This is a genomic window from Hyphomicrobiales bacterium, from assembly GCA_017642935.1.
GTDB lineage: Bacteria > Pseudomonadota > Alphaproteobacteria > Rhizobiales > MH13 > MH13.
The window spans coordinates 138,861-163,018 of record JAEPOK010000003.1 but is presented as its reverse complement, the minus strand read 5'-3'; the positions used below and the strand labels follow the sequence as shown (position 1 = coordinate 163,018).

Below are 24,158 nucleotides of genomic sequence, written 5' to 3'. Positions count from 1 at the left end.
GTCGGCGAACGCCCGCCGATCAGGCATCAACGTCGGTGCACTATCGCAATTTCCAAAGCTGCGCGTCAGTCGCAACAACACGGACAGGGGTTGCGCAGAGCCCAGCTTGCTTAACGTTGCGTCATTGTGCAGCGGAAAGCTCGGCTGGATTCACACCTTCAAGTTCGGCCAGGTCAAGCTTGGCTTGCATGATCTCCGGTTCGTCGGGATCGCGGCGAACCTGGAAGCCGAGAGCCCGGCACATACTGAGCATCGTCGTGTTCTCGGCGAGCACTTGGCCTTCAATGCGCTTGAACCGTTCGGCCTGTCCATATTCGATCACCAGCTGCATCAGCGCCCAACCAAGGCCTTGGCCCTTGAGATCAGACCGCAAGAGAATCGCATACTCGCCGGTTTCGCGCTCCGGATCAGCGTGCAGGCGGACAACACCGATCAACTCGCCGCTGGAGTCGAAGGCGCAGAAGGCCATATCCCGCGCATAGTCGATCTGCGTGAGACGGGCGATGAACTTGTGACTGAAGTCGCGCACATAGGAGAAGAAGCGCAGCCGCAAGTCCTCCTTTGTGGTCTTCGAGAAGAACAGCCGAAAGGCCGGTTCATCCTCGGGCCGGACCGGGCGCACAAACACGGCATCGCCATCCTTCAACTCCAATCGGCGCTCCCAGTTGCGCGGGTAGGGCCGGATGGTGAAGCGCGGATTGGTGTCGAACGTCAGATCACCGACCTCACTGGGTGCGACTTCCATACGGGCATCCAGCACCAACAGCCCGTCGGGTGTCGCGAGCATCGGATTGAGGTCCAGGCTTCGGATTTGCGGCACATCGGCGGAAAGCTGCGACAAGCGAACCAGCGCTTGCGCCACCGCGTCTTGATCGACGCCAGCGCGACCACGAAAGCCGCCCATCAGTTTGGAGACGCGGGTCTGCTCCATCACTTGCCGCGCCAACCGCATATCGAGTGGCGGCATGCCAAGTGCCTTATCGTTGATCGCTTCAACCGCGATGCCGCCGCGCCCGAAAACGATCACTGGACCGAAGATTGGGTCATCAGCCAGACCGAGATAGAGCTCCAAGCCCGCAGAGATGTCGGCCATCGGCTGCACGATCACGCCATCGATCCGCGCACCAGGCGCCCTTGCCGCGACCTTTTCGGTCAGCGCATCGAACCCTTCGCGCACCTGAAGGCTATGGGTGAGATCGAGCACGACGCCGCCGACATCGGACTTGTGCGGCAGGTCAGGCGAGTCGATTTTCAGCGCCACCGAGCGATGTTGAGCAAGCATGTCCTGCGCAGCGGTTGCAGCCTTCTCGGCGCTCGACGCGCGCACGGGGGCAGCGTAGTTGAAACCGTAGCTGGCGAGAATATCGCCCATCTCATCGGTGTTGAGCCAGGTGCGGCCTTCACGAATGGCATTTTCGCAGAGGGCGCGGGCGCGCTCCACATCCGCGCTGGCAAGATCCTCCGGCAGGGCAGGGGGCGTCGCCGACAGTTCCTTTTGTGCCTGGGCATAGCGCGAGACATCCATAAAGCCGCGCACCGCATCGCCGGGCGTGCGAAAGCGGGCCACATGGGCCTCATCAAGCGCGTTCAGCGCGCCGGCCTCACGTTCCAGCCAGGACACAAACACGGGTTTGGGACGTGACTTGTCCTTGGTTTTGCGGACCAGAAGTTCGGAGAGCTTGGCCGCCGCTTCGCTTCCGTTGGACACTTGGCTTGGGCTGTAGGCGATCAACACGCCATCGTTCATCGGATCATCGATCAGCGCTTCGATCACCTCACCCTGGGCGTCCATCGGCAATGTGGAGTCCAGATCGAGCGGCATGTCGCCGGTCCAGCGCAGCGGTGCGTGTGGCTTGATCGCCTCCATCCCCTCATCGCTCAGCTCCGACAGGCTTCCACCCAGGTCGAGCAGTCGGTCGGCGGCCAAGATGCCAACACCGCGATCGTTGGTGACTATGGCCAGGCGCTTGCCGGCCTCCGAAACGCGCTTCAGGCGGGCCAACGCGCCAGCGGCATCGAACAGCCCATCCAGATCATTGACCCGAAGCAAGCCGGCACGACGGATCACCGCGTCATAGACCGCATCTTCTGTCGCCAGAATGCCCGAATGGGTGGAGATCTGATCGGCGGTCACGCTGTGCCGTCCGGATTTTAGGATCACCACCGGCTTCACCTTCGCGGCAGCACGAGCTGCGGAGAAAAACCGTCGTGGATTGCCGACCGTCTCAACGCACACCAGTATCGCCCGCGTGCGCACGTCATAGGCCAGATGATCGAGAAGATCGTCGAGATCGACATCCGACGCGTCACCCAACGATACTGCTTTGGAGAAGCCGACCTTCACCGCGTTGCCCCAATCGAGTACCGCATTCATGATCGCACCCGACTGAGCGATCAGACCGAGCGAGCCGGATTGCGGTGGCGTTGACGCAAGGCTGGCATTGAGATTGCCGGCGGCTGCATAGACCCCTTGCGAGTCCGGACCCAAGATGCGCATCGGCGAACCGCGTGCCGCCGCCCGCATTGCACGCCGCAGCGCGCCTCGGTCGCCGCCTTGGCAATTGGAGACAACAATGACGGCGCGCACGCCCGCAAGTTTCGCCTCGGCGACCAGCCCGGGCACCGTGTCCGGGGGCGTGGCGATGATCGCAAGATCGGGCACACTTTCCAGTTCGCCGAGCGCTGCAACGCAGGGGTGCCCGTCAATGGACTCGTGACTTGGATTGATGAAAGACAGCGTTCTGCGGCCTGGGTCGAGCAGGAGATTATCCACAAAGGCGCGCCCCACGCTGGACGGCTTGGGACTGGCGCCAATCAGAGCGATATGCTGCGGCGCAAAAAACGCATCAAGATTTTGAATCGACATCTGATTTTCCTAACTGGAGAATCAGGCGTTTCCCCTCACAGCAATGTAAATGCTGCACTGCGGCAAAACCATGACAATCGGTGACTATCAGGGTTTGACCTTAGCTCTCCGAGCCTTCCGCTACGGTCATCCGCGCCCGGGTCAAACTGTCCACATAGCGACGCAGTTTGGCAAGAAGCGCATCGTCGCGGGTCCAGTGCGCCCCATAGTCGAGATTGAAGGCATAGTCGAAATCGGGCGGGTTTTCGCCGGTGGCGTGCTGAAAGATGGTCTCAAGCTTGTCGAGCCCTTTCATCATGGCGGCCTCATGGCTTTCACCGGCATCATACTCCGCTGCGATCGCCTTCACGGTCTCACCGACACATTCGGGCAAAAATTCGCTGAGCATCGCGACGGCGTCCCGTTCGGCCATCCGCCGGATATCCGGGTCGCCCGATTGATGGATCGCCGGTACGTCGCCGGTCACGGCCTCACCGAGATCGTGCAGGATGGCCATCTTCAACATGCGCGAGGTGTCGAGGCCGTCGAAATAGGGCTCCAACGCAATCACCAGCAGGGCGAGCCGCCAGCTGTGTTCGGCTGTGCTTTCCTGCGCGCCGGCATTGGTGAAACCGCTGCGCAGCGTGTCTTTCAGATCGCCCGATTGGCGCAGAAAGTCGAAAATCCCCGCAATGGTCGCCTTGTCTAACTCAGCTTTCATGGTTCTGCCTTGCGCTGTCATGCCAATGTGGTCGGTAGCCGCTGCGCAGCGCTGCGAGAACAGGCTCCGGCGTCACCACTTCCAGCACTCGATCATCGTCAATTTGCAGTGGCTTGCCATAACCGTCGAACGACCAGGGCAACAGGGCCCCGCCGCGAATCGCGAAAACCTGATCGTCCATCACGACCATACTTGCCGCAGGTAGATCCCGCAGCCTGGCTCGCGACGGTTCTTCGCCGACACGCGCCTCGTGCAGCACCTGGTCCATAACCGGCGCTTTCGGAGGGCTCTCCCATCCTTGATCAGCTTTCAACCCACCAAAAAAAGCAGCTTGAAAGGCTTTCGCGTCCGCTCGCCGGCATTCAAAGCAGGGCCGGTGCCCGCCTGCCAGCGCCGTCACCTCGTCGAGGAAGAAAAGCTCGGTGTAGCTCTCGCCCCAGAGCGCGCGTTGGCGTTTCTTGAACGACAAATCACAAGCGATCCAGGCGCGGCTTGCCCATCGCTTCGTCGGCAGAAGCGATTTGGTTTCAGGGTCATGGATACGTCCGCCACGATTGCCCATCAGCGTTCCGCGCGAACTGACGGCATGCAAGGACCCGCAAGGATGGACGCGGTTTTGAAGGGGCATGCCGTTTCTAAGTGCCTCGGTTTGGTGATGCGCACACTACTTTGTGAACACACAGACTGGTCTTGAGTCATCGAATGGTCGCGGTCGTGCGTAGGTCTAAGACCACAACCCGCATGATGCTGACCTTCAGAAACCTAGGCGAGTCTTGAGCATGCTGAAATCCCCCAATGCCACGCACCTGACACGACGATCCCTCCTTGCCTTTGGTGCCGGCCTTGCCGCAGCCCCGGCCTTGTTGGCGACATCGACCCCGGCCGAAGCGATGACGTCGATCAGCTTTAACGGGTGGCAAGCCTGGACGTTTCGCGGCATCCCGCCGACCGACTTCGGCCTCGGCGGCAACGCGCTGACGATCAATGCCAGCCAGTCCTCCTCGGTGGTCTACGGCGTCGTGCCACGTGCCGCGCGCAATGCGTCGTCAGCCAGTTGGCAATGGCAGGTGAGCCAGACCGTCGGCCCCACCAACTTGGCAGCGCGTGGCGGTGATGATCGCGCGATCGCTCTCTATTTCGTCTTTGTCGATGCCGCGACGGCGGACCGCTTTGGCGATTCCACACCTTCCATGTCGCGGCTTTTGGGCATGCGCGGCGGGCGAACGCTGATTTATGTGTGGGGCGGCAACGCCCAGCGCGGCGCCGTGCTCGACAGCCCCTATTTGCGCGGCCGCGGCAAGACGGTCGTCTTGCGCAGCGCGGGAACGCGCGGCTGGACCGGCGAACGCGTGGACCTTGCCGCTGATCACGTCCGTGCCTTTGGGCAAGCCAAGGAAACGTTGATCGCCGTCGGCGTGTCGTCGGATTCCGATGACACCGGTGCGGTTAATGTGGCGGGCCTGCGCAACCTTTCCCTAGGTTAGCATTCGACAAGCCGAGCTCCGGCGGTTAGGCTTTGCTCGCACAACGTGTATCGGGGCAAAAACCAAGGGGAGGACGCAGATCATGCGCAAGTTTCTTGAAGAGTTGGCATCAAACGACCCAAAACCGAAACCAACCGGTGGTGGGCCACTGTCTGATGGGCCGGTGAAGAAACCGCATCGCCCGCAGACAGGCGGTGGCGACAAGAAATAACCATTCGCCATCAGGTGAATGAGCCCGTCAGCACTATGCTGGCGGGCTTTTTTGGGAGTCCTAGCCGGCCTCGAAACCTTCGGGCAGATAGAGATTATCGCCATTGAGTTGGTCAACGGCTGTGCGACCGCACAGCGCCATCGTCGTATCGAACTCCTTATGGATGATCTCCAGCGCGGTGCTCACGCCTTTTTGTCCCATCGCACCAAGGCCATAGAGAAACGCACGCCCGATATAGGTGCCTTGCGCGCCGAGGGCGACCGCTTTCAGCACATCCTGGCCGGAGCGGATGCCGCCATCCATGTGAATTTCGATATCGCCCTGAACCGCATCAACGATCACCGGCAGCATCCGGATCGATGAAAAGGCGCCGTCAAGCTGGCGTCCGCCGTGGTTGGACACGATAAGCGCATCGGCGCCGGTCTTCACCGCAAGCGTCGCATCCTCAGGATCAAGAATGCCTTTGAGGATCAGTGGGCCATCCCACTGGTTTTTCACCCATTCGACGTCGTCCCAAGTCAGCGACTGATCGAACTGGCTATTGGTCCAGGCCGACAGCGAGGACATATCGTCCACCCCGCTGACATGGCCGACAATGTTGCGGAATTCGCGCCGCTTGGTGCCAAGCATCCCCAGACACCAGCGCGGTTTGGTCGCCATGTTGATCATATTGGCAATGGTGAGCTTGGGCGGCGCGGATAGTCCGTTGCGGATATCCTTGTGACGCTGGCCGATGATTTGCAGGTCGAGCGTGAGGACGAGCGCCGCGCAGCCCGCATCCTTGGCCCGTTGGATTAGCCGGGACATGAAATCACGGTCGCGCATCATGTAGAGCTGAAACCAGAAGGGCTTGGACGTGTTTTCAGCCACATCCTCGATGGAGCAGATCGACATGGTCGAGAGCGTGAACGGAACGCCGAACGCCTCGCAGGCCTTGGCGGCCAGGATTTCGCCATCGGCATGCTGCATGCCCGTCAGCCCGGTGGGCGCGCAGGCAACCGGCATGGCAACCTCTTGGCCGACCATTGTCGATTTGGTTGAGCGGTCTTCCATGTTGATCGCCACCTTTTGGCGCAGCCGGATCAGCTCAAAATCGTCTTCATTGTCGTCATAGGTCTGCTCGGTCCAGGACCCGGAATCGGCGTAATCGTAGAACATGCGCGGCACGCGCCGTTCCGCCAAAATCTGCAGGTCATGGATTGTGGTTATGGTCATAAGGTCCCCCGATTACGCATACTGAAAAACGCGCCTTTAGCCGGCATTGGCCAGACGAATGGTGCGCCGTAGTTTTGATGTTTCTTCGCGCGCGTCGGCCGCTGTCAGATGTTGGCTGGCTAGGCTGACATGGTCGATATGCGCCTGCGAAGCGCGTCGCGCCGCTTCGGCATCGCCGGCGATGATCGCTTTGATCAGCGCCAAATGTTGATCGAGCAGCGTTTTGCGCTCTCCGGGCTGGCCATAGAGGCGTTTGCGATTGTCGAAAACATCGTCCGCCAGCAGCCGGTAGCAGGCGCGCAGAACGTGTAAGAAAACGAGATTGTGCGCGGATTCGACGACCAGCGTGTGCAGCTCGACATCAAGCTGCGCCTCGCGCTCCGCATCGCCGTTTTCGTGGGCGTGTTGCATCGCTTCGCCCAGCGCCTTGAGCATGTCGCGATCCGATTGCGTCGCCCGTTCGGCCGCCATCGCGGCCATGTCGGACTCAAGCAGGCGTCGAAATTCAAGGTAGTCGGCCATGCCCTGCGGCGAGGCCCGAAGCAGCTTGGCGATGGGGGCAGAAAACACATCGCCGATGAGATCAGCGATAAACGTGCCTTCGCCGTGGCGGGCAACGATCAGGCCGTCGGCTTCCAATTGCGCCAGCGCATCGCGCAGGATCGGACGAGAAACATCAAGGTCCAGGGCCAGTTGGCGCTCGGCAGGAAGACGGTCGCCAGGTCGCAGAACCCCATCCAAAATCAACATGCGGAACCGCTCGACAACGGATTCGGCGGTACGTTTTTGTACGATCGGCTGGAAGACCATGCGGCGTGCAAGCCTTGTGTTTGTGGCAGTCTTTTGCACAGCCTTAGGGTATGCGCCGGCCACTGGTCAAATCAATTGGCCAGAAGTTGCGTGCGGTTCGCGGCTACTGCGACTCAAGGTAAGCCAGCAAATCGTCCACTTGGCTGGGACGTAGGCGTTGGGCTGGCATGGTGCTGCGCTCGCCAATAAAGCGTGCTGGATCGGCGATATAGGAAGCAACAAGGTCTCGGTTCCAGAACTCGCCGCGTCGCGCGGCAAGGCCATCGGAGTAGTCATAGTCTGGAACGCCGGCCAGCGCCCGGCCCATGACCCCGTTAAGGTGTGGTCCGACAGCGTTGCGCGCGCCTGGACCCACCTGATGGCAGGCCGAGCAGCGATTGAAAACGCTCGCGCCTGCTTGGGCGTCGCCATCGGCTGAAGCGTTGGTAGGGTTCATAAGAAGGGTGGCGCCACCAACTGTGGCGGCCAAAGATAGCGCAAAAAGGGAGCGGCGCATGCGGACCTCTGCTCGCTCAAACGGATCAACCAATGTTGAGCGGCAAGAATGGTTCGTCAATATGACGGGCTGACAAAGATTGCCAAACCCATCCATCGTTTCTTGTGAAAATGCTGGAAATTACCGCTATTCGGCGGCCGCGCGCAGATCCTGCTCGACAGGGTTGAGAACGGCATCCAGGCCTTTGTCCCAGTAGGGGGAGGGGCCATAGAGGCTCGCCATGTAGTCGATGAACACCCGTACTTTGGCTGGCAGGAACCGGCGGGTTGGGTACACCGAGAAGAGTCCAACGCCGCGGGATGCGCGGTAGCGCGGCAGAACGATTTGCAGCTCGCCGGAGGATAGTTCCGGACCAACATCCCATGTGGAACGCAGGCTTATGCCAATCCCGGCCAACACCGCTTCGCGGATCACTTCGCTGGAATTGGTGAGGATGGCCGATTGCGGTTTGACCGCAGTGCCGTCTCCGACATTGTCTTCCAACTTCCAGACGTCTTGCGCCTGGGTGGCGAGCAGCGTGTGGCGGCCAAGATCTTCGATTGTCTCCGGCATGCCGTGTTTTTCGATATAGCTTGGCGAAGCGCAAAGCACCCGGTGGATCGGGGCAAGCTTGCGCGCCACGAGAGTGGAATCGTTCAATTCGGCTATCCGAAGTGCGACATCGAAGCCTTCACCGACGAGATCAACGAAGTCGTCCGCAAGCACCAATTGCAGCGTCAGTTCTGGATGGGCCGCCATGAAGGACGCAAGGTGCGGCGCGACATGCATGCGTCCAAAACTGGTCGGCGCCGATATCTTCAAGACGCCCGATGCCATTGCGGAGCGCCTGGTAACGAAACTCTCTGCTTCCTCGACGCTGGCGAGAATGGCGACCACGCGCTCGTAAAACCCTTTGCCGGCCTCGGTCAGCGCGATCTGGCGTGTGGTGCGTTGCAGGAGCCGGGTGCCAAGCCGGTCTTCAAGCCGGCGCAAGCGTTTGGAGACCACAGCAGGTGAAAGCGACATATCGCGAGCGGCGGCCGACATACTGCCAGCAGCGACGACACGGGCGAAAATTTCCAGGTCGAGAAAATTGCTCATAGGCCGTTGCCCATCCCACTCGATCGAATGATCCTACGAACGCTTATGGCATTCGCAGAGACCGTGTTGCGCAGCGGAGACCATACCCCGCCGCGATCACTGAAACCGTTTTCTATTCTTCGGCGCGCCCAGAAAGTCGTCATCTGTGTGGCCCATCCAGCATGCAACTTCGTTTATATAAGTAGTTTCTACGATACAATGCAAATCGCGTTGAGAGGTAAAATTTCTTGACCAATGCCTGTTTGATGAGGCATGTAGCCGGAAAGCTCCGGAACGATCCGCAATAGTAGGTACGGTTCGCAATCGGTTTTGGATGCTAAGGTTTGCAGGAAAATTGCCGGGCCAACCGGCACAGCGGCGCCTGAGTAAATCGCGCCGCGTCTAGGGGTAAAGGAGGCGACCATGGGTTTCATTGAAATGCCGCAGCCGGACACGGCCATCGTCGGCAAGCGCGATCAGATCGTCGCCGGGCTTCGCACGATCGTGCCTGGCGAGGGCGTGATCACCGATCCCAAGCAGCTCGTGCCCTACGAAACCGACGCCTTCACCGCCTATCGCCGGGTCCCATTGGCTGTCGTCTTGCCGGAAACAACTGAACAAGTCGCCGCGCTGATGAAGTTTTGCAGCGACCATGGCGTACCGGTTGTCCCTCGCGGTGCTGGAACATCACTTGCCGGCGGCGCCATCCCCCAGGAAGACGCGGTGGTGATCGGACTGTCGAAGATGCGCTCGGTCGTTTCGATCAATTATGCCAACCGCACCGCGGTTGTGCAGGTCGGCATCACCAATCTCGCAATATCGGATGCCGTCGCCAAGGATGGTTTCTTTTATGCTCCCGACCCATCCTCGCAGCTGGCTTGCACGATCGGTGGCAATATTGCGATGAACTCCGGCGGCGCTCACTGCCTGAAATATGGTGTGACGACCAACAATCTGCTCGGCCTGAAGCTGGTGCTGATGGACGGCACCGTCCTGGAGCTTGGTGGCGAGAGCTTCGATGGCCCAGGCTATGATCTGGTCGGTCTGCTATGCGGCTCCGAAGGTCAGCTGGGCATCGTCACCGAGGCAACGGTGCGACTGCTCCCCAAGGCGGAGGGCGCGCGCCCGGTTCTCTTCGGATTTGAGACCGCGCTTGAGGCGGGCGCCTGCGTTGCCGACATCATCGCGCAGGGCATCGTGCCGGTGGCCATGGAATTCATGGACAAGCCGGCCATCGACATCTGCGAAGGCTTTGCCAAGGCCGGTTATCCGATGGACGTCGATGCGTTGCTTATCATCGAGGTTGAGGGCTCTGAGGCCGAGATGGATGCGATGCTTGCGCGTATCGTCAAGATCGCCCGCGAGCATAAGGTCAAGCGCATCAAAGAAAGCGAGTCGGCGATGGAGGCTGCCGCGATATGGAAAGGCCGCAAATCCGCCTTCGGCGCGACCGGACGCATCGCGGACTACATCTGCATGGATGGCACAATCCCGACCGGTCAGTTGCCGCGCGTGCTGAAGGGCATCGATGAGATTGTCAAAGGCTATGGCCTTCGTGTCGCGAACGTCTTCCATGCCGGTGACGGCAATTTGCATCCGCTGATCCTCTACAATGTCAATGATCCCGAAGAGCGCGACAAGGCCGAACTGGCTGGCAATGATGTGCTGCGACTCTGCGTGGAGGTTGGCGGTTGCCTGACGGGCGAGCACGGCGTCGGCATCGAAAAACGCGACCTGATGACCGACCAGTTCAATGAAGCTGACCTGCATCAGCAGATGCGGGTGCGCGCCGTCTTTGACCGCGAATGGCTGATGAATCCGGCCAAAGTGTTCCCGCTGGAAGGTCGGCTGGAATCTGAGCCAATGCAAACCGGTGAGGCCGCCTGATGTCCCTTGCAACCGAACAGGCTGTCGCCGACTTTGTCGCCGATGCGGTCAAGGCTGGTCGTCCGCTAACCATCGAGGGTGGCGGCACGCGCAGCGCGGTCACGCGCCCGGTACAGAGCGAAGAAACGCTGAAGCTTTCCGGCCTCACCGGCATCACGCTCTATGAGCCGGCCGAGATGGTCATCGGCGCCTGGGCGGGCACACCGCTGGCCGAGATCGAGGCGGCTTTGGCAGAGAAAAATCAGATCTTGTCCTTCGAGCCGGTCGATTACCGCACAGCCCTGGGCACCGAAGGCGAACCGACAATCGGCGGCGTCGTGGCTGGCAACATATCCGGTCCCCGGCGCATCTTGGCTGGCGCAGCCCGCGACAACCTCATTGGCGTGCGGTTCGTGAATGGCCGTGGCGAGATCATCAAGAATGGCGGCCGAGTGATGAAAAACGTCACCGGCCTTGATCTGGTCAAGCTTCAGGCCGGCGCCTGGGGCACGCTTGGCGTGCTGACCGAAGTGATCTTCAAGGTTACACCGCGCCCACCCGAAGGCCGCACGCTTGTCGTGGAGGGGCTGTCGGATCGCGACGGCGTCAATCTCCTTGGCCGCGCCATGGGCACACCGTTTGAGGTCAATGGCGCAGCGCATTTGCCTGCCATGGACGGTAAACCGGCGCGCACGCTGATGCGTCTGGAAGGCTTTCCCGATCAGCTCGATTACCGCATTCCTGAACTGAAAAAGACGCTTGGCGTGTCCGGATCGGCGCTTACCGGCGAGGAACACATCGCGCTCTGGAAGGATGTTCGCGACATTGCGGCGTTTCCGGCAGATGGCGATGCAGCGCTGTGGCGGATTTCTTGCCCGGCCATGGCTGGCCCTGACATCGTGGCTGCAATTGCCGCCCATCGAACCGTTAGTGCGTTCTACGATTGGTCCGGCGGTCTGGTCTGGCTGCAAACCCGAGTTGCGGACGATGCAGGCGCCGATGTCATCCGCGCGGCTTGCGAGCCGCATTCAGGCGCCCATGCAACCTTGTTCCGCGCGCCACCCGCCATCAAAGCCAACGTTCCGGTGTTCAATCCGCTGGAACCGGCGCACATGGCGCTCACGCGATCCATCAAGGCGAGCCTTGATCCGCAGGGCCTGTTCAACCCCGGCGCCATGTATGCTGGCGTTTAGGGCGAAGGTTTAGAGAGTAATATGCAAACCAATTTCACCGCCGAACAGCTGGCCGATCCGCATGTCGCGCATTCTGAAAAGATCCTGCGCACCTGCGTACATTGCGGCTTTTGTACCGCCACTTGCCCGACCTATTCGATCCTGGGCGACGAGCTCGATTCCCCGCGTGGCCGCATCTATCTGATGAAAAACATGCTGGAGAATGATCAGCCGGCGGACGAGAAAACGGTCAAACATATCGACCGCTGCCTGTCGTGTCTTTCCTGCATGACAACCTGTCCGTCCGGCGTGCATTATATGCATCTGGTCGATCATGCCCGTGCGCACATCGAAAACACCTATAAGCGCCCCTGGCACGACAGGCTGATCCGCGAAACGCTGGCCTTCGTGCTGCCGATTCCCAACCGGTTCCGCCTGTCGCTCTTGGCGGCGCTGTTTGCCAAACCGTTCGCGCCAATCATGAGCCGCATGGGCGGACCGTTCGCGCGTCTTGGGGCGATGCTCTCATTGGCGCCGACCAAGGTGCCTGCCCGTGGTCCAGAACCCGGCACGAGTTTTGCGCCCGAGGCTGCGCCAGTCGGCCGCGTCGCGCTTCTTTCCGGCTGCGCCCAGCCCGTGCTCAATCCAGGCATCAATCAGGCGACCATCGATCTGCTCACCCGCAAAGACATCGAAGTGGTTCTGCCCAAAGGCGAAGGGTGTTGCGGCGCGCTTGTCCATCACATGGGTAAGGAAGAAAAGTCGCTTGCCGATGCCCGCCGCAATGTCGATGCCTGGATGCGCGAAATCGAGGGCGAGGGCCTGGATGCGATCATCATCACAGCATCCGGCTGCGGCACGACCATCAAGGACTACGCCCATATGTTGCGGCTGGACCCGGCCTATGCCGAAAAAGCCCGCACGGTGTCGGCGCTTGCCTGCGATATCACTGAGTATTTGGAGCGCATCGACCTTGGCGCACCGACGCAGGTCTCCGGCCTGACGCTTGCCTACCATTCGGCCTGCTCGATGCAGCATGGCCAGAAGATCACGACCACGCCGAAGACGTTGCTGAAAGCAGCGGGCTTCACGGTCAAAGACGTCCCGCAGGGCCATCTTTGCTGCGGGTCGGCGGGCACATACAACATCATGCAGCCGCAGATCGCGCGCCAGTTGCGCGACAACAAGGTCGCCAACATCGAAAGCACCAATCCCGAACTGATCGCCACCGGCAACATCGGTTGCATGACGCAAATCGGCACCGGCACGGACCTGCCGATCATTCACACCGTGCAGCTCTTGAATTGGGCCTATGGCGGACGCATGCCGGACGAGCTCATCGAGCTGATGCGCGGGCGCGAGGTCGCCGATCATCTGCCCGAGCCAAGCTGGATGCAAGCCGCGGAGTAGCATCCTCAGGCTTGATCGACGCCGAAACGCTGCTGCCCACTTTCAATCAAGATGCCTTGACGCGGTCGCCCGATTCCAATCCCATCGCCTTGGCTGAAATGACAAGGAGAGTGGGCTGTGCAACCGGTCATTCGTAAGGCCACACCAGAGGACGCCGCGCTGATCCTGCGTGTCATCGACATGGCGAGCGACGGTTTTGTGCCCGCGCTTTTGCGCGAAATGGCGCCGGACGGAATGGACGGTTCGGAGTTCGGTCTCGCTCTGGTGCGCGCGGAGGAAGGCGAGTTCAGCTACCGCCATGGGTGGGTGTGTGTGCAAGGCGGCCTGCCACTTGGGGGCATGATTGGATACCCCTTGCCGACCACGCCCGAGCCGGCAGAGCTCGACGTTCCCGACGCCTTGTTGGCGCTCAAGGAACTGGAAAACCTTGTGCCGGGTTATTGGTACATCAACTTCGTGGCGTTGAGTCCCGATAGCCGCGGGCAGGGCCTAGGGACAGCCCTGTTGGACGAGGCCGAGTCGCAGGCGCATGAATGTGGCTGTCCAGGTCTTGCGCTGGTTGTCGTTGCGTCCAACGTTGGTGCCATCCACGCTTATGAGCGGGCAGGTTACCTGGAAAAGGCGCGGCGGCCGTTTCGTTTGGCTGACTTCGGCTTGGAGTCCACCGAGGCGCTGTTAATGGTCAAGGAGCTCGCTTGAGCACGTCCGCCTGTCGCACCATCTTTGGATGAAGGCGCCAAACCGGTTCCATCGCCAGTAAGCTAGCGGGCCGGAACCACCGCCCTTTCAAACGGCACCGTGGCCAACGCCAGACATCCGGCCAAACCATTGCCGAAGGGCGCATCGGAATAGGTGAGCCAAGCGCCCTCTGCCTTCAAGCGATCGGCAAAGTCGGGCTGTCTGCTGTGAGCAATGACAATGGTTTCCGGCAGGCTCGCCCGCACAAAGGTTCCCTCCGCCGCCACCACGGCTTGCATAATCGTGCGCTCGTCGGCCGTCGGCGGAAAGACCGCAATCAGAAGTCCGTCTTCATTGGCGCCGCCCTGCGCCGCCCACAGCACGAGCGCCATGGCGGCGACGGATAAGAGAACAAAACTGCTGATCAGCGTGCTCGTTGAAGGCATAGACAAGATATGAGGGTGCGGGCCGCCCATGACAACGGTGTTAGAGCGGAAGCTCCGTGGTGTCCTTGATGTCTTCCATCACAAAACTTGCCGAAACATCGGAAATCGGCACGCGCTCAATAAGGCGCTGATAGAACGCGTCATAGTCGCGCACGCTCGCCACGCGCACCCGCAGGATGTAATCCAAATCGCCGGACAAGCGGTGAGCGCCAACAATCTCTGGCAGTTCCCGAACCGCTTTGTGAAAGGCTTTCAGCCAGTCAGCATCGTGGCGGTTGGTGCGCACCAATACAAAGGTGAGAAGATCGAGGCCTATGGTCTGCGGATCGACCAGTGCGACGCGCCGCGTCAAAACGCCGGCATCTTCCAGGTTCTTGATTCGCCGCCAGCAGGCATTGCGCGACAGGTTCACCGCATCGGCCACCGAATCCATGCTCATGGAGGCATCGCGTTGTAGGTGGCGAAGAATACGACGATCCATTTCGTCGAGTGAGATACTCATGTGAGGGATGGTATCCCAATAGTTTGGAAAAAGAAACGAAATCTGGGACATTCTCTCGCCCATTTCATGCGAGCTTCTACGAACGTCATTCTTGGGAGCGCAGCATGACCGATCATATCGATACCCAACCCCGCAGCAGTTTCTGGCGCGGCTTCATCGACCACCCAGCCAGTGTCGATGAGACCTATTTCCAGCATATGCGGTTTGCCGCAGGCTTTGCGCTGACGCTTTTTGGAGCCGGTCTGGCCGCCTTGATCCACGCGATCATCCCGCCGCTTTTTGAAACGACGGCAAGTCGCCTGATCAAAAAACTGCACGCCCGTATGGAAGCGCGCCACTAGACCGATATGTGCCGTCTTGCCGCCTATCTCGGTCCCGCAGTTGCACTCGGTCAGATCATCGTTGAGCCGGACCATTCGCTCTTGGAACAAAGCCAACATGCGAGCGAGGCCAAACTGGCGGTGAACGGTGACGGCTTTGGGTTTGCCTGGTACGACCGGGATGCCGAGCCGGGGCTCTACCGCGATGTCCTGCCGGCCTGGTCAGACGGTAATCTGCCAAGTCTCTGCCGCATGGTGCGTTCGCGGTTGTTTCTCGCTCATGTGCGCGCCTCGACGGCGGGAGAAACCTCGCGGGTCAACTGCCACCCCTTCGCGTACAAAAATTGGTCGTTCATGCACAATGGCCAGGTGCCGGACATTGAGGCGATCCGCCGCGGCTTGGAGGCGATGCTGCCCGATGAGCTCTACGCACTGCGCCGTGGAACGACGGACTCTGAGCTCATTTTCCTCCTGCTTCTGACATTCGGTTTGATGGATGATCCGGCTTCCGCCGTTGAAAAGCTGCTTCACCTGCTGGCCGAGCGAAGCTGTTATGGCGCGGGTAAAGAGGCAGTGCGGCTCACCTGCGTTTTCAGCGATGGCAAGACGCTCTACGGCTTCCGCCACGCCAGCGATGATCGTTGCCCGACGCTTTACCTGCGGCGCAACGAGACAGACGGCTGGACGCTGGCCTCTGAGCCGCTGGATAGCCTGACGAATGGCTGGCAAAGCGTCGAGGCTGACACGCTCATCACGCTCAGTGCCGACATGTGCGACCGTCAGCCACTGGTGATTGGCACTGGATTGGCTCGCGCCGCTGTCGCATAAATCGCGGCATGAACACGCCCGAAAAAGCCGGCTCACCGATAAGGCCGGTCGATGATGATGCGCGCGCTTTGGCCCGCGCCCTGCTCGACAAGGCGCCCTTCGCGGCGCTCGCCCACCTACAGCCCGAAACGGGCCATCCATTGGTGACGCGAACCGGCTTTGGGCTGGATGCCGATGGCGCGCCGCTGCTCTTGATGTCGGAGCTGTCAGCCCATTTCACAGCGCTATCCAGCGATGGGCGCTGCTCGCTGCTGATCGGCGAGCCGGGACAGATCAATAAACCCGGCGGCGATCCGCTGACTCACCCGCGTCTGACGTTGATTGGGCGAGCAGCCCTGGTCGATGCATCGGACCGGCAGGCGGCGCGAACGGCCTATCTGGCGCGCAATCCCAAGGCCAAGCTCTATGTGGACTTCGCCGATTTCCATTTCTGGCGCATCACGCCCGAACGCGCCTTTTTGAACGGCGGCTTCGGCAAGGCCTTCAACCTGAAAGCATCAGACCTGATGTAAAAAAGGCGACTGAGGAATGCCTCCAGCCGCCTTCTTGATCCTTCTGGAACGTTTGTCTCTGTCCTAGAGAACCACAACGCGGGCGCCGATGCGCACCCGCTCATAGAGATCGGTCACATCCTCATTGCGCATGCGGATGCAACCTGACGACATCGCCTGGCCAATCGTCCAAGGCTGGTTGGTGCCGTGGATGCGATAGAGCGTATCGCGGCCACCCTCATAGAGATAGAGCGCGCGCGCACCCAGCGGGTTGTCCAGGCCGCCGGGCATGCCGTGGCGCCATTCTTCCAGCTCCGGCTGACGCTCGATCATCGAGGCGGGCGGTGTCCAACGAGGCCATTCGGCGCGGCGCTGGATAGTAGCTGTACCCGACCAGCCAAACCCGGCACGACCGACGCCGACGCCATAGCGGCGGGCCTGACCGTTCTCTTCGACCAGATAAAGGAAGCGGTTGTGCGGATCGACGATAATCGTGCCAACCGCATGGTGCGTGTCGTAGCTCACCACCTGCGGCAGAAAGATCGGATTGAGTTGGTGGCTTGGCGCGACGCTGGCTTCCTGCACCGCCGGGCGATGCGCCTGAACGGCTTGGCGATGAGTTGGCTGCGTGACCAAGCGGCCGCTCAGCGAACGTTGATAGGCGTGCCGCGCTTGCTGCCGGCGCACATGGTGTTGCTGCCGCGCATAGCCAGGCTGAAGCTGAAGAAGCCAAGGCGAGGAGCGCTCTTCATGCAGCATCACATAAGGGGAGCCCGCGTGATAGCTGACCGATTGCGCTTGCGCGTCGCCCGTCGACACGCCGACCAACATGGTCAAGGCGCCAAGGCCGAGCAGCGCCTTGCTTGTCCAAATCCCGTAATCCATTTCGCACCGTCCTTACGCAACACAAAGAAGACGAATGCCGCGCCTAACGCGCCGCACACTGGCTTTAAGAAGGCCAGAAAGCGCCAAGGGAATGGTGAATCCTTTTCCGAAAAACCCGATCAGAGGCGCGCAAAGCCGGTATTGCTTTGTTGATGGTAAATCGCGCGCCAACGGGCGTGGTAAAGCGCCGGTTAGGCGAGAGGGTTAAGCAGGTGTGAACGTGCGAATTGATGGCACCAAGCCGCGTCTGGACCTCGATTGCGCGCCAAGTATAAAGCCTTATGGGCTTCGTCACATCGCTCTTCGTTCGCAAGATGGTGGCTTCCGCCGGACCAGAGGTGGACGCGGCCGATCTGTTGCGGTCGGTCGGTCTCTCGCCGGATAGCTCCGTCGACCCCAAAGCAATGGTCGCGGCTGACGCCTATTACGATCTGCTGGAACGGATCGCTGGCAAGATCGACGCGACATCCTTGCCGCTGCGTACGGGCGCCTCCATGCGATGCGATGATTACGGCGCGCTTGGCCTGGCATTCAAAGCCGCGCTTACGCTTTCCAGCGGCTATGCCCGTATTGCCCGTTATGCGCGCCTTTGGACGAGCGTGGTTGAATATGAGCTTGAACCGGCCGGTGATGCCACCTGGTTCATTCTCCATCGCGCCGGGCCACGGCGGCTGGGTTTACGCCTCTCCAATGAAGCAACGCTGGCCAGCGCCACCGCCATTGCGCGTGAGGTTTCACCGACAGGCGCGTTTGCACCGCTGGAAGTGCATCTCAAACATCCTGCGCCACAATATGTTTCGGAGCATGAGCGTTACTTTTTGGCGCCGGTGAGCTTCGGTTCTGATCGCGACGCCCTTTTGATCTCCCGCGAGGCAATGGAAAGTCCCAACAAGCTTGGCGACAAAGGCATCACACAGTTTCTGACCCAGCATCTGGATCAAGAGCTGCAGGCCGTCACGCGTGAGCAGTCTCTTGAGGAACAGACCAAACAGGTGATCGCCCGGGCGCTGAGCGAAGGCTTGCCGAAAATGGAGGAGGTCGCCCGCCGTCTCGGGATCAGCGTGCGTTCGCTGCATCGCCGGCTTGCCGACCACGGCCTTACCTTCCAGGCGCTCACCGAGGATACTCGCCGCGACCTCGCCGAAGGGCTGTTGCGCGATGAGCGCTATGCCTTGTCTGAAATCGCGTTCCTGACCGGCTTTTCCGAGCAGAGTTCCTTCAACCGCGCGTTCAAGCGTTGGTCTGGCGAAACGCCAGCCAATTTCCGCCGGCAGCATAGCGAGCTCTAACCGCGTCGCCTGACCGGTGGCAGCATCGGTCAAAAGCGTGACCGACAGTGTCAAGACCGGATCGCCCGCCCCTGGCTACTCCATGGCTCTCTCATCAAGCCAAGGAGCAAACCCATGCAGACCCAACCCAATCAAGACATCCTCGTTATCGGCGCCACCGGCAAAACCGGTCGCCGCGTTGCCAGCAAACTCGAAGCGCTCGGCCTGCCGGTTCGCCGCGGATCGCGCAACGCTGCCATCCCCTTCGACTGGGAAGCCCCAGAAACTTGGGGTCCGGCCCTCAATGGGGTGAAATCCGCCTACGTCACTTACTTTCCCGATCTTGCCTTCCCCGGTGCGGTCGAGAAACTGGACGCACTCTGCAAGACCGCCAAAGAGGCTGGCCTTCAACATCTGGTCCTACTTTCGGGCCGCGGCGAACACCACGCCAAGCTCGGTGAAGAAGTCGTTCGTGCTTCCGGTATTCCGTTCACCATCGTCCGCGCTGCCTGGTTCGCGCAAAACTTCAGCGAGGGTTATCTGCGCGACCCGATTTTGGCCGGCATGCTGCCGATGCCTGGCGGTGATATCCGCGAGCCGATCATCGACATTGACGACATCGCTGATGTCGTGGAGGCCGCCCTCACCGAAAAGGGCCACACCGGCGAACTCTACGAGGTGACAGGACCGGAAATGCTGTCTTTCGCCGACATGGCAGCGGAGCTTTCCTACGCCATCGGAAAGCCGGTTCAGCACCTTCCGATTTCCTTTGAGGACTTTCACCGCAATGTGGCCGACGCAGGCGGCGATTTTGTCGCCGACGTCTTCACAGGTATCGCGCGTGAGACCTTGGATGGACGCAACGCCCACCTGACCGATGGCGTGCAGCGGGCGCTCGGCCGTCCACCACGCAGCTTCTCCGACTTCACCAAGCGTGCCGCCCAGGCAGGCGCTTGGCACCAAGCCGCCTAGGCGCAAACTTAACACAGACCAAACATGGCGGGAGGCGCCAGCCTCCCGCCCATCGAACCAAAGGACAAAGACCGTGTCTCTTCTCTTTCTCATACTCATCCAGTTTGCCGCGCTCGCCTACGCGCTGGTCGGCGGCGTGTTCCTGGCCTTTTCGGACTTCATCATGCGTTCGCTCGCCCGGACCTCTGGAACCGGCGGCGTTGAGGCCATGCAGGTCATCAATCGCGAGGTTTTTCGTTGGGTCTTCATGGCCCTGTTTCTCGGCCTTGCGCCGCTCTCACTGGTGATCGCAGTTTATGCGCTGACAACGGTTCCCGGAACCACGGGAACAATCCTCGCTGCCGCTGGGTTCATCTATTTCATCGGCTGTTTCGGCGTGACCGTGGGCTTCAATGTCCCGCTCAACGAACGCCTGGCCAAGATGGATGTGGCCGACGGGGCCACCAGCGCGTTCTGGACCCAGACCTATGTGCCGCGCTGGAGCTTTTGGAACACAGTGCGGGGGTCCGCCTGCGTGGTGTCAGCCGCGTTGATCCTGTTTGCGTTGCCCGGGCTGGTCTGATCCCCAAACCCTGATCGAACTCTCTCGGCTGCTGCACGCGGTCGAGAGAGCCAAAGCCTCGGGTGGTGCGTCCTGTAAACCTGCCTAGCGCACCCAGGCTCGCACGTCGCCAAGCACCATGCGCAGCACCCGATCGACATCATCCCGGCGCATGCCTGGCTGAATGCGGGGATGGTAGAGCATGTTCAGCACATAACGATCATGCAGCATGAACCGCGTGTGCTGGGATTGATCGTTGAAGACGCTGGCCGTCAAAGTCGGATCGTCGTTCAACGGCCCAAGACCCTGCAAGACCTCTTCAACCATGCAGCGGTTGAACAGGAAATCGCCTTCATCCGACACAATCACGGCCTGTGCCTGGCTGATCCCGCCTTGACCCGTCAGCACACGCACCATGCAGCGGCCACGCACTTCGGCGCGCGAGGAGTTGTAGACATCGTCCTGGATCACCTGAGCATATTGCGCCCGATCGACCACATAGACGGTGAAATTGGCCTCAAGCGGGCTATCGACAACCCGCAAGTCGAGGCCACGCACGGCACGGTTCACCGACCCCACGAAACGCTCCACCGCGCGACGTCTGTCGATCCGCGATCGATGATCGACATAAAGCCGAACCGGTCCGACAAATTTTTTCACGACGCTCGCGCCGCGACTGCCGGCTTCATATTCCAAGCCGAAGACGGTGCGATAAAACCCATCGGCAAGCGCGGCATCGGAAAAACGGCTCTGTGCGACTGCTGGGCTCGCGATCCACACCAGCAGCGCGATCGCCAGGACACCAATGACCCGCGCCAGATCGGCATTCGCCGATGGTTGAGACCGGGGAGTGTGTGCGGTGAACATCAAGCGCGTCATCTGCGGTTCGAATCGCGATGATCCTTCATGACCTGTGCCTGACGTTCCGGCAAGTCAGTCCTATCGGTAGAAATGCCCATCGGCGCCAACATCTTTTTAACTATCGCTCGCCTAGGTTGCGGTCCTGGTGAGGCCGCGTAGAGGGTTGGGCACATGGCGCAAGCAAAGCGCAAAGCATTTCGAATTGAAGCGTCCATGAATGGACAAACTGTTGGCCGCGTTTCCGGTCGACCTCCTGTATCAGCGCCGGATGCACCGGCTGCCAGCCTATCTGGCGGCGACTCGGTCGCGATCCTTAATGCCATTGCCGAACTCAAAGAGATGATCGAGCCGCGCGAGGAACTCGATCAGGCGAAGATCGATTCCTTCCATCGCGAAATGGCCGAAGTGAAGCGGTTGGAAGCCGAAATGTCGGCTATCCGAGCCGCCATTCAGCAAACGAAGACCGAGATCGCCACGCTCCATCAATCCGGCTTCCAGGGCAAAGAACTGGGCAAGGTGACCGATGAATTGGACGCCGTTGTTCAGGGGACCGAACAGGCGACTGAAGCGATCCTGACAGCCGCTGAAACCGTTGAAGACCGTGTTGGCAACCTGTCAGCAAAACTGTCGGGCGACGATCAGGGCATGGCCAATGACGCCGCCGAGGCGGTGATGACGATCTTCGAGGCTTGTAACTTCCAGGACATCACCGGTCAGCGGATTACCAAAGTGGTCAAAACCATGCGCTTCATCGAAGAGCGCATCGATTCCATGATGGAAATCTGGGGCGGTATGGAAAGCTTTGAGGAAGTCGAAACGCTGGACGTTGGTCCGAAGGGCGACGCCGCACTTCTCAATGGCCCGGCCATGGCCGAGGACACCAATGTCGCCAGCCAGGACGACATTGACGCTTTGTTCGACTAGGTCGGCGCGCGCAGCGACCGTCTATCGTTCACCGCCATGAAACAATGCGTCGTGCGGCACCTGCCTATGGCAATTGCCGCCAGCGCACTATCTTGCTCCTCAACGCACCGCGGGAAGTCGTTCGCGGTGCCCCTTGCTTTGAGGAGTGAACCCATGAGCTTTCGCCCGGTTCTTCAGGAATCCAAGGCCACGCCGACCATGGAAGGCGCCGGCGTGCACTTGCACCGCGCTTTCGGCTTCGGCGACACGGACCTCTCCGATCCGTTCCTGTTGTTCGATGATTTCCGCAATGACGTGCCCGAGCACTATGCCAAGGGCTTCCCTTGGCACCCGCACCGCGGCATTGAAACCATCACCTATGTGCTGGAAGGCGAAGTGGAACACGGCGACTCGCTTGGCAACAAAGGCACGCTCGGCGCCGGGTCTGTGCAGTGGATGACGGCGGGGTCCGGCATCATGCATCAGGAGATGCCGCGCGGGAACGCCAAGGGTCAGATGCATGGGTTTCAGCTTTGGGCGAACCTACCCTCCAGCTTGAAGATGACCACCCCGCGCTATCAGGACATTGCCGGTTCCGACGTTGAAGAAATCATCGACGATGATGGCACGTGCGTGAAGATCGTCATCGGCGACTTTTGGGGCAAGAAAGGCCCAGTCGATGGTATCGCCGCCGATCCCCTGTTTCTTGACATCTCCATGCCGCCGAACACCAAGAAAAGCTTTCCCGTCGAAACCTATGCGCGCACTTTTGCCTACATCTTTGCTGGGTCAGGCACGTTCCGCGACGCATCGAGCCCGACGGGCGTGAAGGTCGAAAAGGAGTTTGCCGGCGAGGAGCTCAACATTCGCGATCTATCCGGCGACCGCACGTTGGTACATTTCGACACCGGCAATGAGGTCGTGGCCCGCTCTGGCCCGGAGGGTATGCGCTTCTTGCTGGTCTCCGGCCAACCGCTGAAAGAGCCGGTGGCCTGGCACGGACCAATCGTCATGAACACGCGCGAGGAACTGATGCAGGCGATCCAGGATTTGCAAACCGGCAACTTCATCAAAGAGCAGCCGACGGCTTAGACCTTGTGTCATCCCCGAAGGCTGCTTGCAGCCTATCCGGGATCGGCAATAGCATTGCTGGTAGCAGATGCCGGACAGCCTAAGGCTTCCGGTATGACAACATTCATTGAAGGCCCATGATCCCTCCACGATTCGCCCCCATCCTTTTCGGCTTCATTCTTTCCGGGCTTATGTCGTTGCTCGTTTCGGGTATCGCGACCTGGCGTGCGCTCGGCCTGCCGCCGGATTTCGTCGCGCTTTGGATGGCGGCTTGGATCAATGCTTGGATCGTCGCCTTCCCAGCCGTCCTGGTGGTCGCGCCGATCACCCGCAGGCTCGTGGCCAAACTGGTCAAAGCCGACTGACAGGATCGGGTCAGGAGTCGGGCGTCAAACGGGTGGCGCGGCCGGGCGATTTGCGCAACAACGCTGGCATGACCGACCATACCAATCAGACTGACCAGACCGACAAGGCAGACGCCCCGCACCGCTGCTTTTGGGTGTCCGGCGACCCGCTTTATGTGTCCTATCACGATGAGGAGTGGGGCAAGCACGTCACCGACGATCACCGGCTTTTCGAAAAGATCTGTCTTGAAGGGTTTCAGTCCGGTCTTTCCTGGCTGACGATTCTGAAAAAGCGCGAGAACTTTCGCGTCGCCTTCGATGGGTTCGACTTTGCCAAGGTCGCCCGCTATGGCGAGTCTGATGTCGAGCGCCTGCTCGGGGATGCTGGGATTGTGCGCCACCAGGGCAAAATCCGCTCCACCATCAACAATGCCGCGCGCGCCTTGGAACTGGTGGAGGAAGCAGGGTCCCTGGCGGCCTTCTTCTGGCGCTACATCCCTCCGGCTGAGGAACGTCCCAAGCGCAACACGCGTGAGGAACTGATGGCACTCGCCCAGACGCCGACGTCCAAGCAGCTGTCCAAGGACTTGAAAAAACGCGGCTGGAGCTTTTTCGGTCCGACCACCTGTTACGCGTTCATGCAGGCCATGGGCCTGGTTAATGACCATGAGGAAGCTTGCTTCCGTTATGGCGAACAGGAAGCCGAACGCGCAGCGTTCACGGTGCCTTCTTAACCGATTGCCATCCTGGACGCCGACG

General features: G+C 60.5%; 26 protein-coding genes. 15 read left to right on the top strand and 11 right to left on the bottom strand.

Annotation, left to right across the window (positions count from 1 at the left end; genetic code table 11):
* Positions 1-121: 121 nt before the first annotated feature.
* The 3 genes from JJ917_17060 to JJ917_17050 all read right to left on the bottom strand — a co-directional run bounded on the left by JJ917_17060 (position 122) and on the right by JJ917_17050 (position 4,194).
* Positions 122-2,866, bottom strand: coding sequence for a bifunctional acetate--CoA ligase family protein/GNAT family N-acetyltransferase (locus JJ917_17060; protein MBO6700541.1), 2,745 nt, complete (start codon positions 2,864-2,866; stop codon positions 122-124).
* 100 nt (positions 2,867-2,966) lie between these two features.
* Complete coding sequence (locus JJ917_17055) at positions 2,967-3,566, bottom strand: HD domain-containing protein (protein MBO6700540.1); 600 nt, start codon at positions 3,564-3,566, stop codon at positions 2,967-2,969.
* The gene (locus JJ917_17050; protein MBO6700539.1) at positions 3,556-4,194 is read right to left on the bottom strand and encodes a hypothetical protein; all 639 of its coding nucleotides are present in this window, start codon (positions 4,192-4,194) and stop codon (positions 3,556-3,558) included. Before JJ917_17050 ends, JJ917_17055 begins: the two co-directional genes overlap by 11 nt.
* 151 nt (positions 4,195-4,345) lie before the next feature.
* Here JJ917_17050 and JJ917_17045 point away from each other — a divergent pair, with 151 nt between their 5' ends.
* On the top strand, positions 4,346-5,050 hold the full coding sequence (locus JJ917_17045) for a DUF3047 domain-containing protein (GenBank protein ID MBO6700538.1): 705 nt from the start codon (positions 4,346-4,348) through the stop codon (positions 5,048-5,050).
* Between the two features lie 271 nt (positions 5,051-5,321).
* Here JJ917_17045 and JJ917_17040 read toward each other — a convergent pair whose 3' ends face one another.
* The 4 genes from JJ917_17040 to JJ917_17025 form a co-directional block, all read right to left on the bottom strand.
* A complete protein-coding gene (locus JJ917_17040) occupies positions 5,322-6,476 on the bottom strand; it encodes an alpha-hydroxy-acid oxidizing protein (GenBank protein ID MBO6700537.1) in 1,155 nt (384 codons plus the stop codon).
* Between the two features lie 36 nt (positions 6,477-6,512).
* Positions 6,513-7,286: a FadR family transcriptional regulator gene (locus JJ917_17035; GenBank protein MBO6700536.1), complete on the bottom strand. Its 774-nt coding sequence runs from the start codon at positions 7,284-7,286 to the stop codon at positions 6,513-6,515.
* A gap of 103 nt (positions 7,287-7,389) precedes the next feature.
* Positions 7,390-7,782: a c-type cytochrome gene (locus tag JJ917_17030; GenBank protein MBO6700535.1), complete on the bottom strand. Its 393-nt coding sequence runs from the start codon at positions 7,780-7,782 to the stop codon at positions 7,390-7,392.
* Between the two features lie 126 nt (positions 7,783-7,908).
* Positions 7,909-8,862 (bottom strand): LysR family transcriptional regulator, encoded by a 954-nt coding sequence (locus tag JJ917_17025; GenBank protein MBO6700534.1) that lies wholly within the window; start codon positions 8,860-8,862, stop codon positions 7,909-7,911.
* Between the two features lie 402 nt (positions 8,863-9,264).
* Between JJ917_17025 and JJ917_17020 the strand changes: the two genes are divergently transcribed.
* The 4 genes from JJ917_17020 to JJ917_17005 all read left to right on the top strand — a co-directional run bounded on the left by JJ917_17020 (position 9,265) and on the right by JJ917_17005 (position 13,988).
* On the top strand, positions 9,265-10,728 hold the full coding sequence (locus JJ917_17020; GenBank protein MBO6700533.1) for an FAD-binding protein: 1,464 nt from the start codon (positions 9,265-9,267) through the stop codon (positions 10,726-10,728).
* A complete protein-coding gene (locus tag JJ917_17015) occupies positions 10,728-11,900 on the top strand; it encodes an FAD-binding protein (protein MBO6700532.1) in 1,173 nt (390 codons plus the stop codon). The genes JJ917_17020 and JJ917_17015 overlap by 1 nt, the downstream gene beginning before the upstream one ends.
* Before the next feature lie 21 nt (positions 11,901-11,921).
* The gene (glcF, locus tag JJ917_17010; GenBank protein ID MBO6700531.1) at positions 11,922-13,289 is read left to right on the top strand and encodes a glycolate oxidase subunit GlcF; all 1,368 of its coding nucleotides are present in this window, start codon (positions 11,922-11,924) and stop codon (positions 13,287-13,289) included.
* 117 nt (positions 13,290-13,406) lie between these two features.
* A complete protein-coding gene (locus JJ917_17005; GenBank protein MBO6700530.1) occupies positions 13,407-13,988 on the top strand; it encodes a GNAT family N-acetyltransferase in 582 nt (193 codons plus the stop codon).
* Positions 13,989-14,050: 62 nt separating this feature from the next.
* Here JJ917_17005 and JJ917_17000 read toward each other — a convergent pair whose 3' ends face one another.
* Together JJ917_17000 and JJ917_16995 are read right to left on the bottom strand one after the other, a co-directional pair.
* On the bottom strand, positions 14,051-14,419 hold the full coding sequence (locus JJ917_17000) for a hypothetical protein (protein MBO6700529.1): 369 nt from the start codon (positions 14,417-14,419) through the stop codon (positions 14,051-14,053).
* Positions 14,420-14,453: 34 nt separating this feature from the next.
* Positions 14,454-14,915 carry an Lrp/AsnC family transcriptional regulator gene (locus tag JJ917_16995; protein MBO6700528.1) on the bottom strand — a complete coding sequence of 154 codons (462 nt, stop codon included), beginning with the start codon at positions 14,913-14,915 and terminating at the stop codon, positions 14,454-14,456.
* Between the two features lie 104 nt (positions 14,916-15,019).
* On the opposite strand from JJ917_16995, the gene JJ917_16990 reads away from it, so the two are divergent.
* From JJ917_16990 to JJ917_16980, 3 genes are read left to right on the top strand one after another with little or no spacing between them, the layout of a single operon-like run.
* On the top strand, positions 15,020-15,256 hold the full coding sequence (locus tag JJ917_16990; protein ID MBO6700527.1) for a hypothetical protein: 237 nt from the start codon (positions 15,020-15,022) through the stop codon (positions 15,254-15,256).
* 6 nt (positions 15,257-15,262) lie between these two features.
* On the top strand, positions 15,263-16,063 hold the full coding sequence (locus JJ917_16985) for a class II glutamine amidotransferase (protein ID MBO6700526.1): 801 nt from the start codon (positions 15,263-15,265) through the stop codon (positions 16,061-16,063).
* 8 nt (positions 16,064-16,071) lie between these two features.
* A complete protein-coding gene (locus JJ917_16980) occupies positions 16,072-16,575 on the top strand; it encodes a HugZ family protein (protein MBO6700525.1) in 504 nt (167 codons plus the stop codon).
* A gap of 63 nt (positions 16,576-16,638) precedes the next feature.
* Here JJ917_16980 and JJ917_16975 read toward each other — a convergent pair whose 3' ends face one another.
* Positions 16,639-17,439 carry a L,D-transpeptidase gene (locus tag JJ917_16975; GenBank protein MBO6700524.1) on the bottom strand — a complete coding sequence of 267 codons (801 nt, stop codon included), beginning with the start codon at positions 17,437-17,439 and terminating at the stop codon, positions 16,639-16,641.
* Between the two features lie 281 nt (positions 17,440-17,720).
* On the opposite strand from JJ917_16975, the gene JJ917_16970 reads away from it, so the two are divergent.
* From JJ917_16970 to JJ917_16960, 3 genes are all read left to right on the top strand, one after another.
* Positions 17,721-18,728, top strand: a complete 1,008-nt coding sequence (locus JJ917_16970) for an AraC family transcriptional regulator ligand-binding domain-containing protein (GenBank protein MBO6700523.1) — start codon at positions 17,721-17,723, stop codon at positions 18,726-18,728.
* 114 nt (positions 18,729-18,842) lie between these two features.
* Positions 18,843-19,679 carry an NmrA family NAD(P)-binding protein gene (locus JJ917_16965; protein MBO6700522.1) on the top strand — a complete coding sequence of 279 codons (837 nt, stop codon included), beginning with the start codon at positions 18,843-18,845 and terminating at the stop codon, positions 19,677-19,679.
* Between the two features lie 73 nt (positions 19,680-19,752).
* The gene (locus JJ917_16960) at positions 19,753-20,241 is read left to right on the top strand and encodes a DUF1772 domain-containing protein (GenBank protein ID MBO6700521.1); all 489 of its coding nucleotides are present in this window, start codon (positions 19,753-19,755) and stop codon (positions 20,239-20,241) included.
* Positions 20,242-20,325: 84 nt separating this feature from the next.
* On the opposite strand, the gene JJ917_16955 is transcribed toward JJ917_16960, so the two are convergent.
* The gene (locus JJ917_16955; GenBank protein MBO6700520.1) at positions 20,326-21,087 is read right to left on the bottom strand and encodes a DUF2927 domain-containing protein; all 762 of its coding nucleotides are present in this window, start codon (positions 21,085-21,087) and stop codon (positions 20,326-20,328) included.
* Positions 21,088-21,294: 207 nt separating this feature from the next.
* Between JJ917_16955 and JJ917_16950 the strand changes: the two genes are divergently transcribed.
* From JJ917_16950 to JJ917_16935, 4 genes are all read left to right on the top strand, one after another.
* Positions 21,295-22,005 (top strand): protein phosphatase CheZ, encoded by a 711-nt coding sequence (locus JJ917_16950; protein MBO6700519.1) that lies wholly within the window; start codon positions 21,295-21,297, stop codon positions 22,003-22,005.
* Between the two features lie 153 nt (positions 22,006-22,158).
* On the top strand, positions 22,159-23,076 hold the full coding sequence (locus tag JJ917_16945; protein MBO6700518.1) for a pirin family protein: 918 nt from the start codon (positions 22,159-22,161) through the stop codon (positions 23,074-23,076).
* Positions 23,077-23,192: 116 nt separating this feature from the next.
* Complete coding sequence (locus JJ917_16940; protein ID MBO6700517.1) at positions 23,193-23,420, top strand: DUF2798 domain-containing protein; 228 nt, start codon at positions 23,193-23,195, stop codon at positions 23,418-23,420.
* A 68-nt stretch (positions 23,421-23,488) separates the two neighbouring features.
* Positions 23,489-24,133 carry a DNA-3-methyladenine glycosylase I gene (locus JJ917_16935; protein ID MBO6700516.1) on the top strand — a complete coding sequence of 215 codons (645 nt, stop codon included), beginning with the start codon at positions 23,489-23,491 and terminating at the stop codon, positions 24,131-24,133.
* Positions 24,134-24,158 lie beyond the last annotated feature (25 nt).

Bases quoted from the DNA above. Each gene is read 5' to 3' on its own strand.
- JJ917_17060 (MBO6700541.1), bottom strand. From the start codon at position 2,866: ATGTCGATTCAAAATCTTGATGCGTTTTTTGCGCCGCAGCATATCGCT.
- JJ917_17055 (MBO6700540.1), bottom strand. From the start codon at position 3,566: ATGAAAGCTGAGTTAGACAAGGCGACCATTGCGGGGATTTTCGACTTT.
- JJ917_17050 (MBO6700539.1), bottom strand. From the start codon at position 4,194: ATGCCCCTTCAAAACCGCGTCCATCCTTGCGGGTCCTTGCATGCCGTC.
- JJ917_17045 (MBO6700538.1), top strand. From the start codon at position 4,346: ATGCTGAAATCCCCCAATGCCACGCACCTGACACGACGATCCCTCCTT.
- JJ917_17040 (MBO6700537.1), bottom strand. From the start codon at position 6,476: ATGACCATAACCACAATCCATGACCTGCAGATTTTGGCGGAACGGCGC.
- JJ917_17035 (MBO6700536.1), bottom strand. From the start codon at position 7,286: ATGGTCTTCCAGCCGATCGTACAAAAACGTACCGCCGAATCCGTTGTC.
- JJ917_17030 (MBO6700535.1), bottom strand. From the start codon at position 7,782: ATGCGCCGCTCCCTTTTTGCGCTATCTTTGGCCGCCACAGTTGGTGGC.
- JJ917_17025 (MBO6700534.1), bottom strand. From the start codon at position 8,862: ATGAGCAATTTTCTCGACCTGGAAATTTTCGCCCGTGTCGTCGCTGCT.
- JJ917_17020 (MBO6700533.1), top strand. From the start codon at position 9,265: ATGGGTTTCATTGAAATGCCGCAGCCGGACACGGCCATCGTCGGCAAG.
- JJ917_17015 (MBO6700532.1), top strand. From the start codon at position 10,728: ATGTCCCTTGCAACCGAACAGGCTGTCGCCGACTTTGTCGCCGATGCG.
- glcF (MBO6700531.1), top strand. From the start codon at position 11,922: ATGCAAACCAATTTCACCGCCGAACAGCTGGCCGATCCGCATGTCGCG.
- JJ917_16995 (MBO6700528.1), bottom strand. From the start codon at position 14,915: ATGAGTATCTCACTCGACGAAATGGATCGTCGTATTCTTCGCCACCTA.
- JJ917_16990 (MBO6700527.1), top strand. From the start codon at position 15,020: ATGACCGATCATATCGATACCCAACCCCGCAGCAGTTTCTGGCGCGGC.
- JJ917_16985 (MBO6700526.1), top strand. From the start codon at position 15,263: ATGTGCCGTCTTGCCGCCTATCTCGGTCCCGCAGTTGCACTCGGTCAG.
- JJ917_16980 (MBO6700525.1), top strand. From the start codon at position 16,072: ATGAACACGCCCGAAAAAGCCGGCTCACCGATAAGGCCGGTCGATGAT.
- JJ917_16975 (MBO6700524.1), bottom strand. From the start codon at position 17,439: ATGGATTACGGGATTTGGACAAGCAAGGCGCTGCTCGGCCTTGGCGCC.
- JJ917_16970 (MBO6700523.1), top strand. From the start codon at position 17,721: ATGGGCTTCGTCACATCGCTCTTCGTTCGCAAGATGGTGGCTTCCGCC.
- JJ917_16965 (MBO6700522.1), top strand. From the start codon at position 18,843: ATGCAGACCCAACCCAATCAAGACATCCTCGTTATCGGCGCCACCGGC.
- JJ917_16955 (MBO6700520.1), bottom strand. From the start codon at position 21,087: ATGTTCACCGCACACACTCCCCGGTCTCAACCATCGGCGAATGCCGAT.
- JJ917_16950 (MBO6700519.1), top strand. From the start codon at position 21,295: ATGAATGGACAAACTGTTGGCCGCGTTTCCGGTCGACCTCCTGTATCA.
- JJ917_16945 (MBO6700518.1), top strand. From the start codon at position 22,159: ATGAGCTTTCGCCCGGTTCTTCAGGAATCCAAGGCCACGCCGACCATG.
- JJ917_16940 (MBO6700517.1), top strand. From the start codon at position 23,193: ATGATCCCTCCACGATTCGCCCCCATCCTTTTCGGCTTCATTCTTTCC.
- JJ917_16935 (MBO6700516.1), top strand. From the start codon at position 23,489: ATGACCGACCATACCAATCAGACTGACCAGACCGACAAGGCAGACGCC.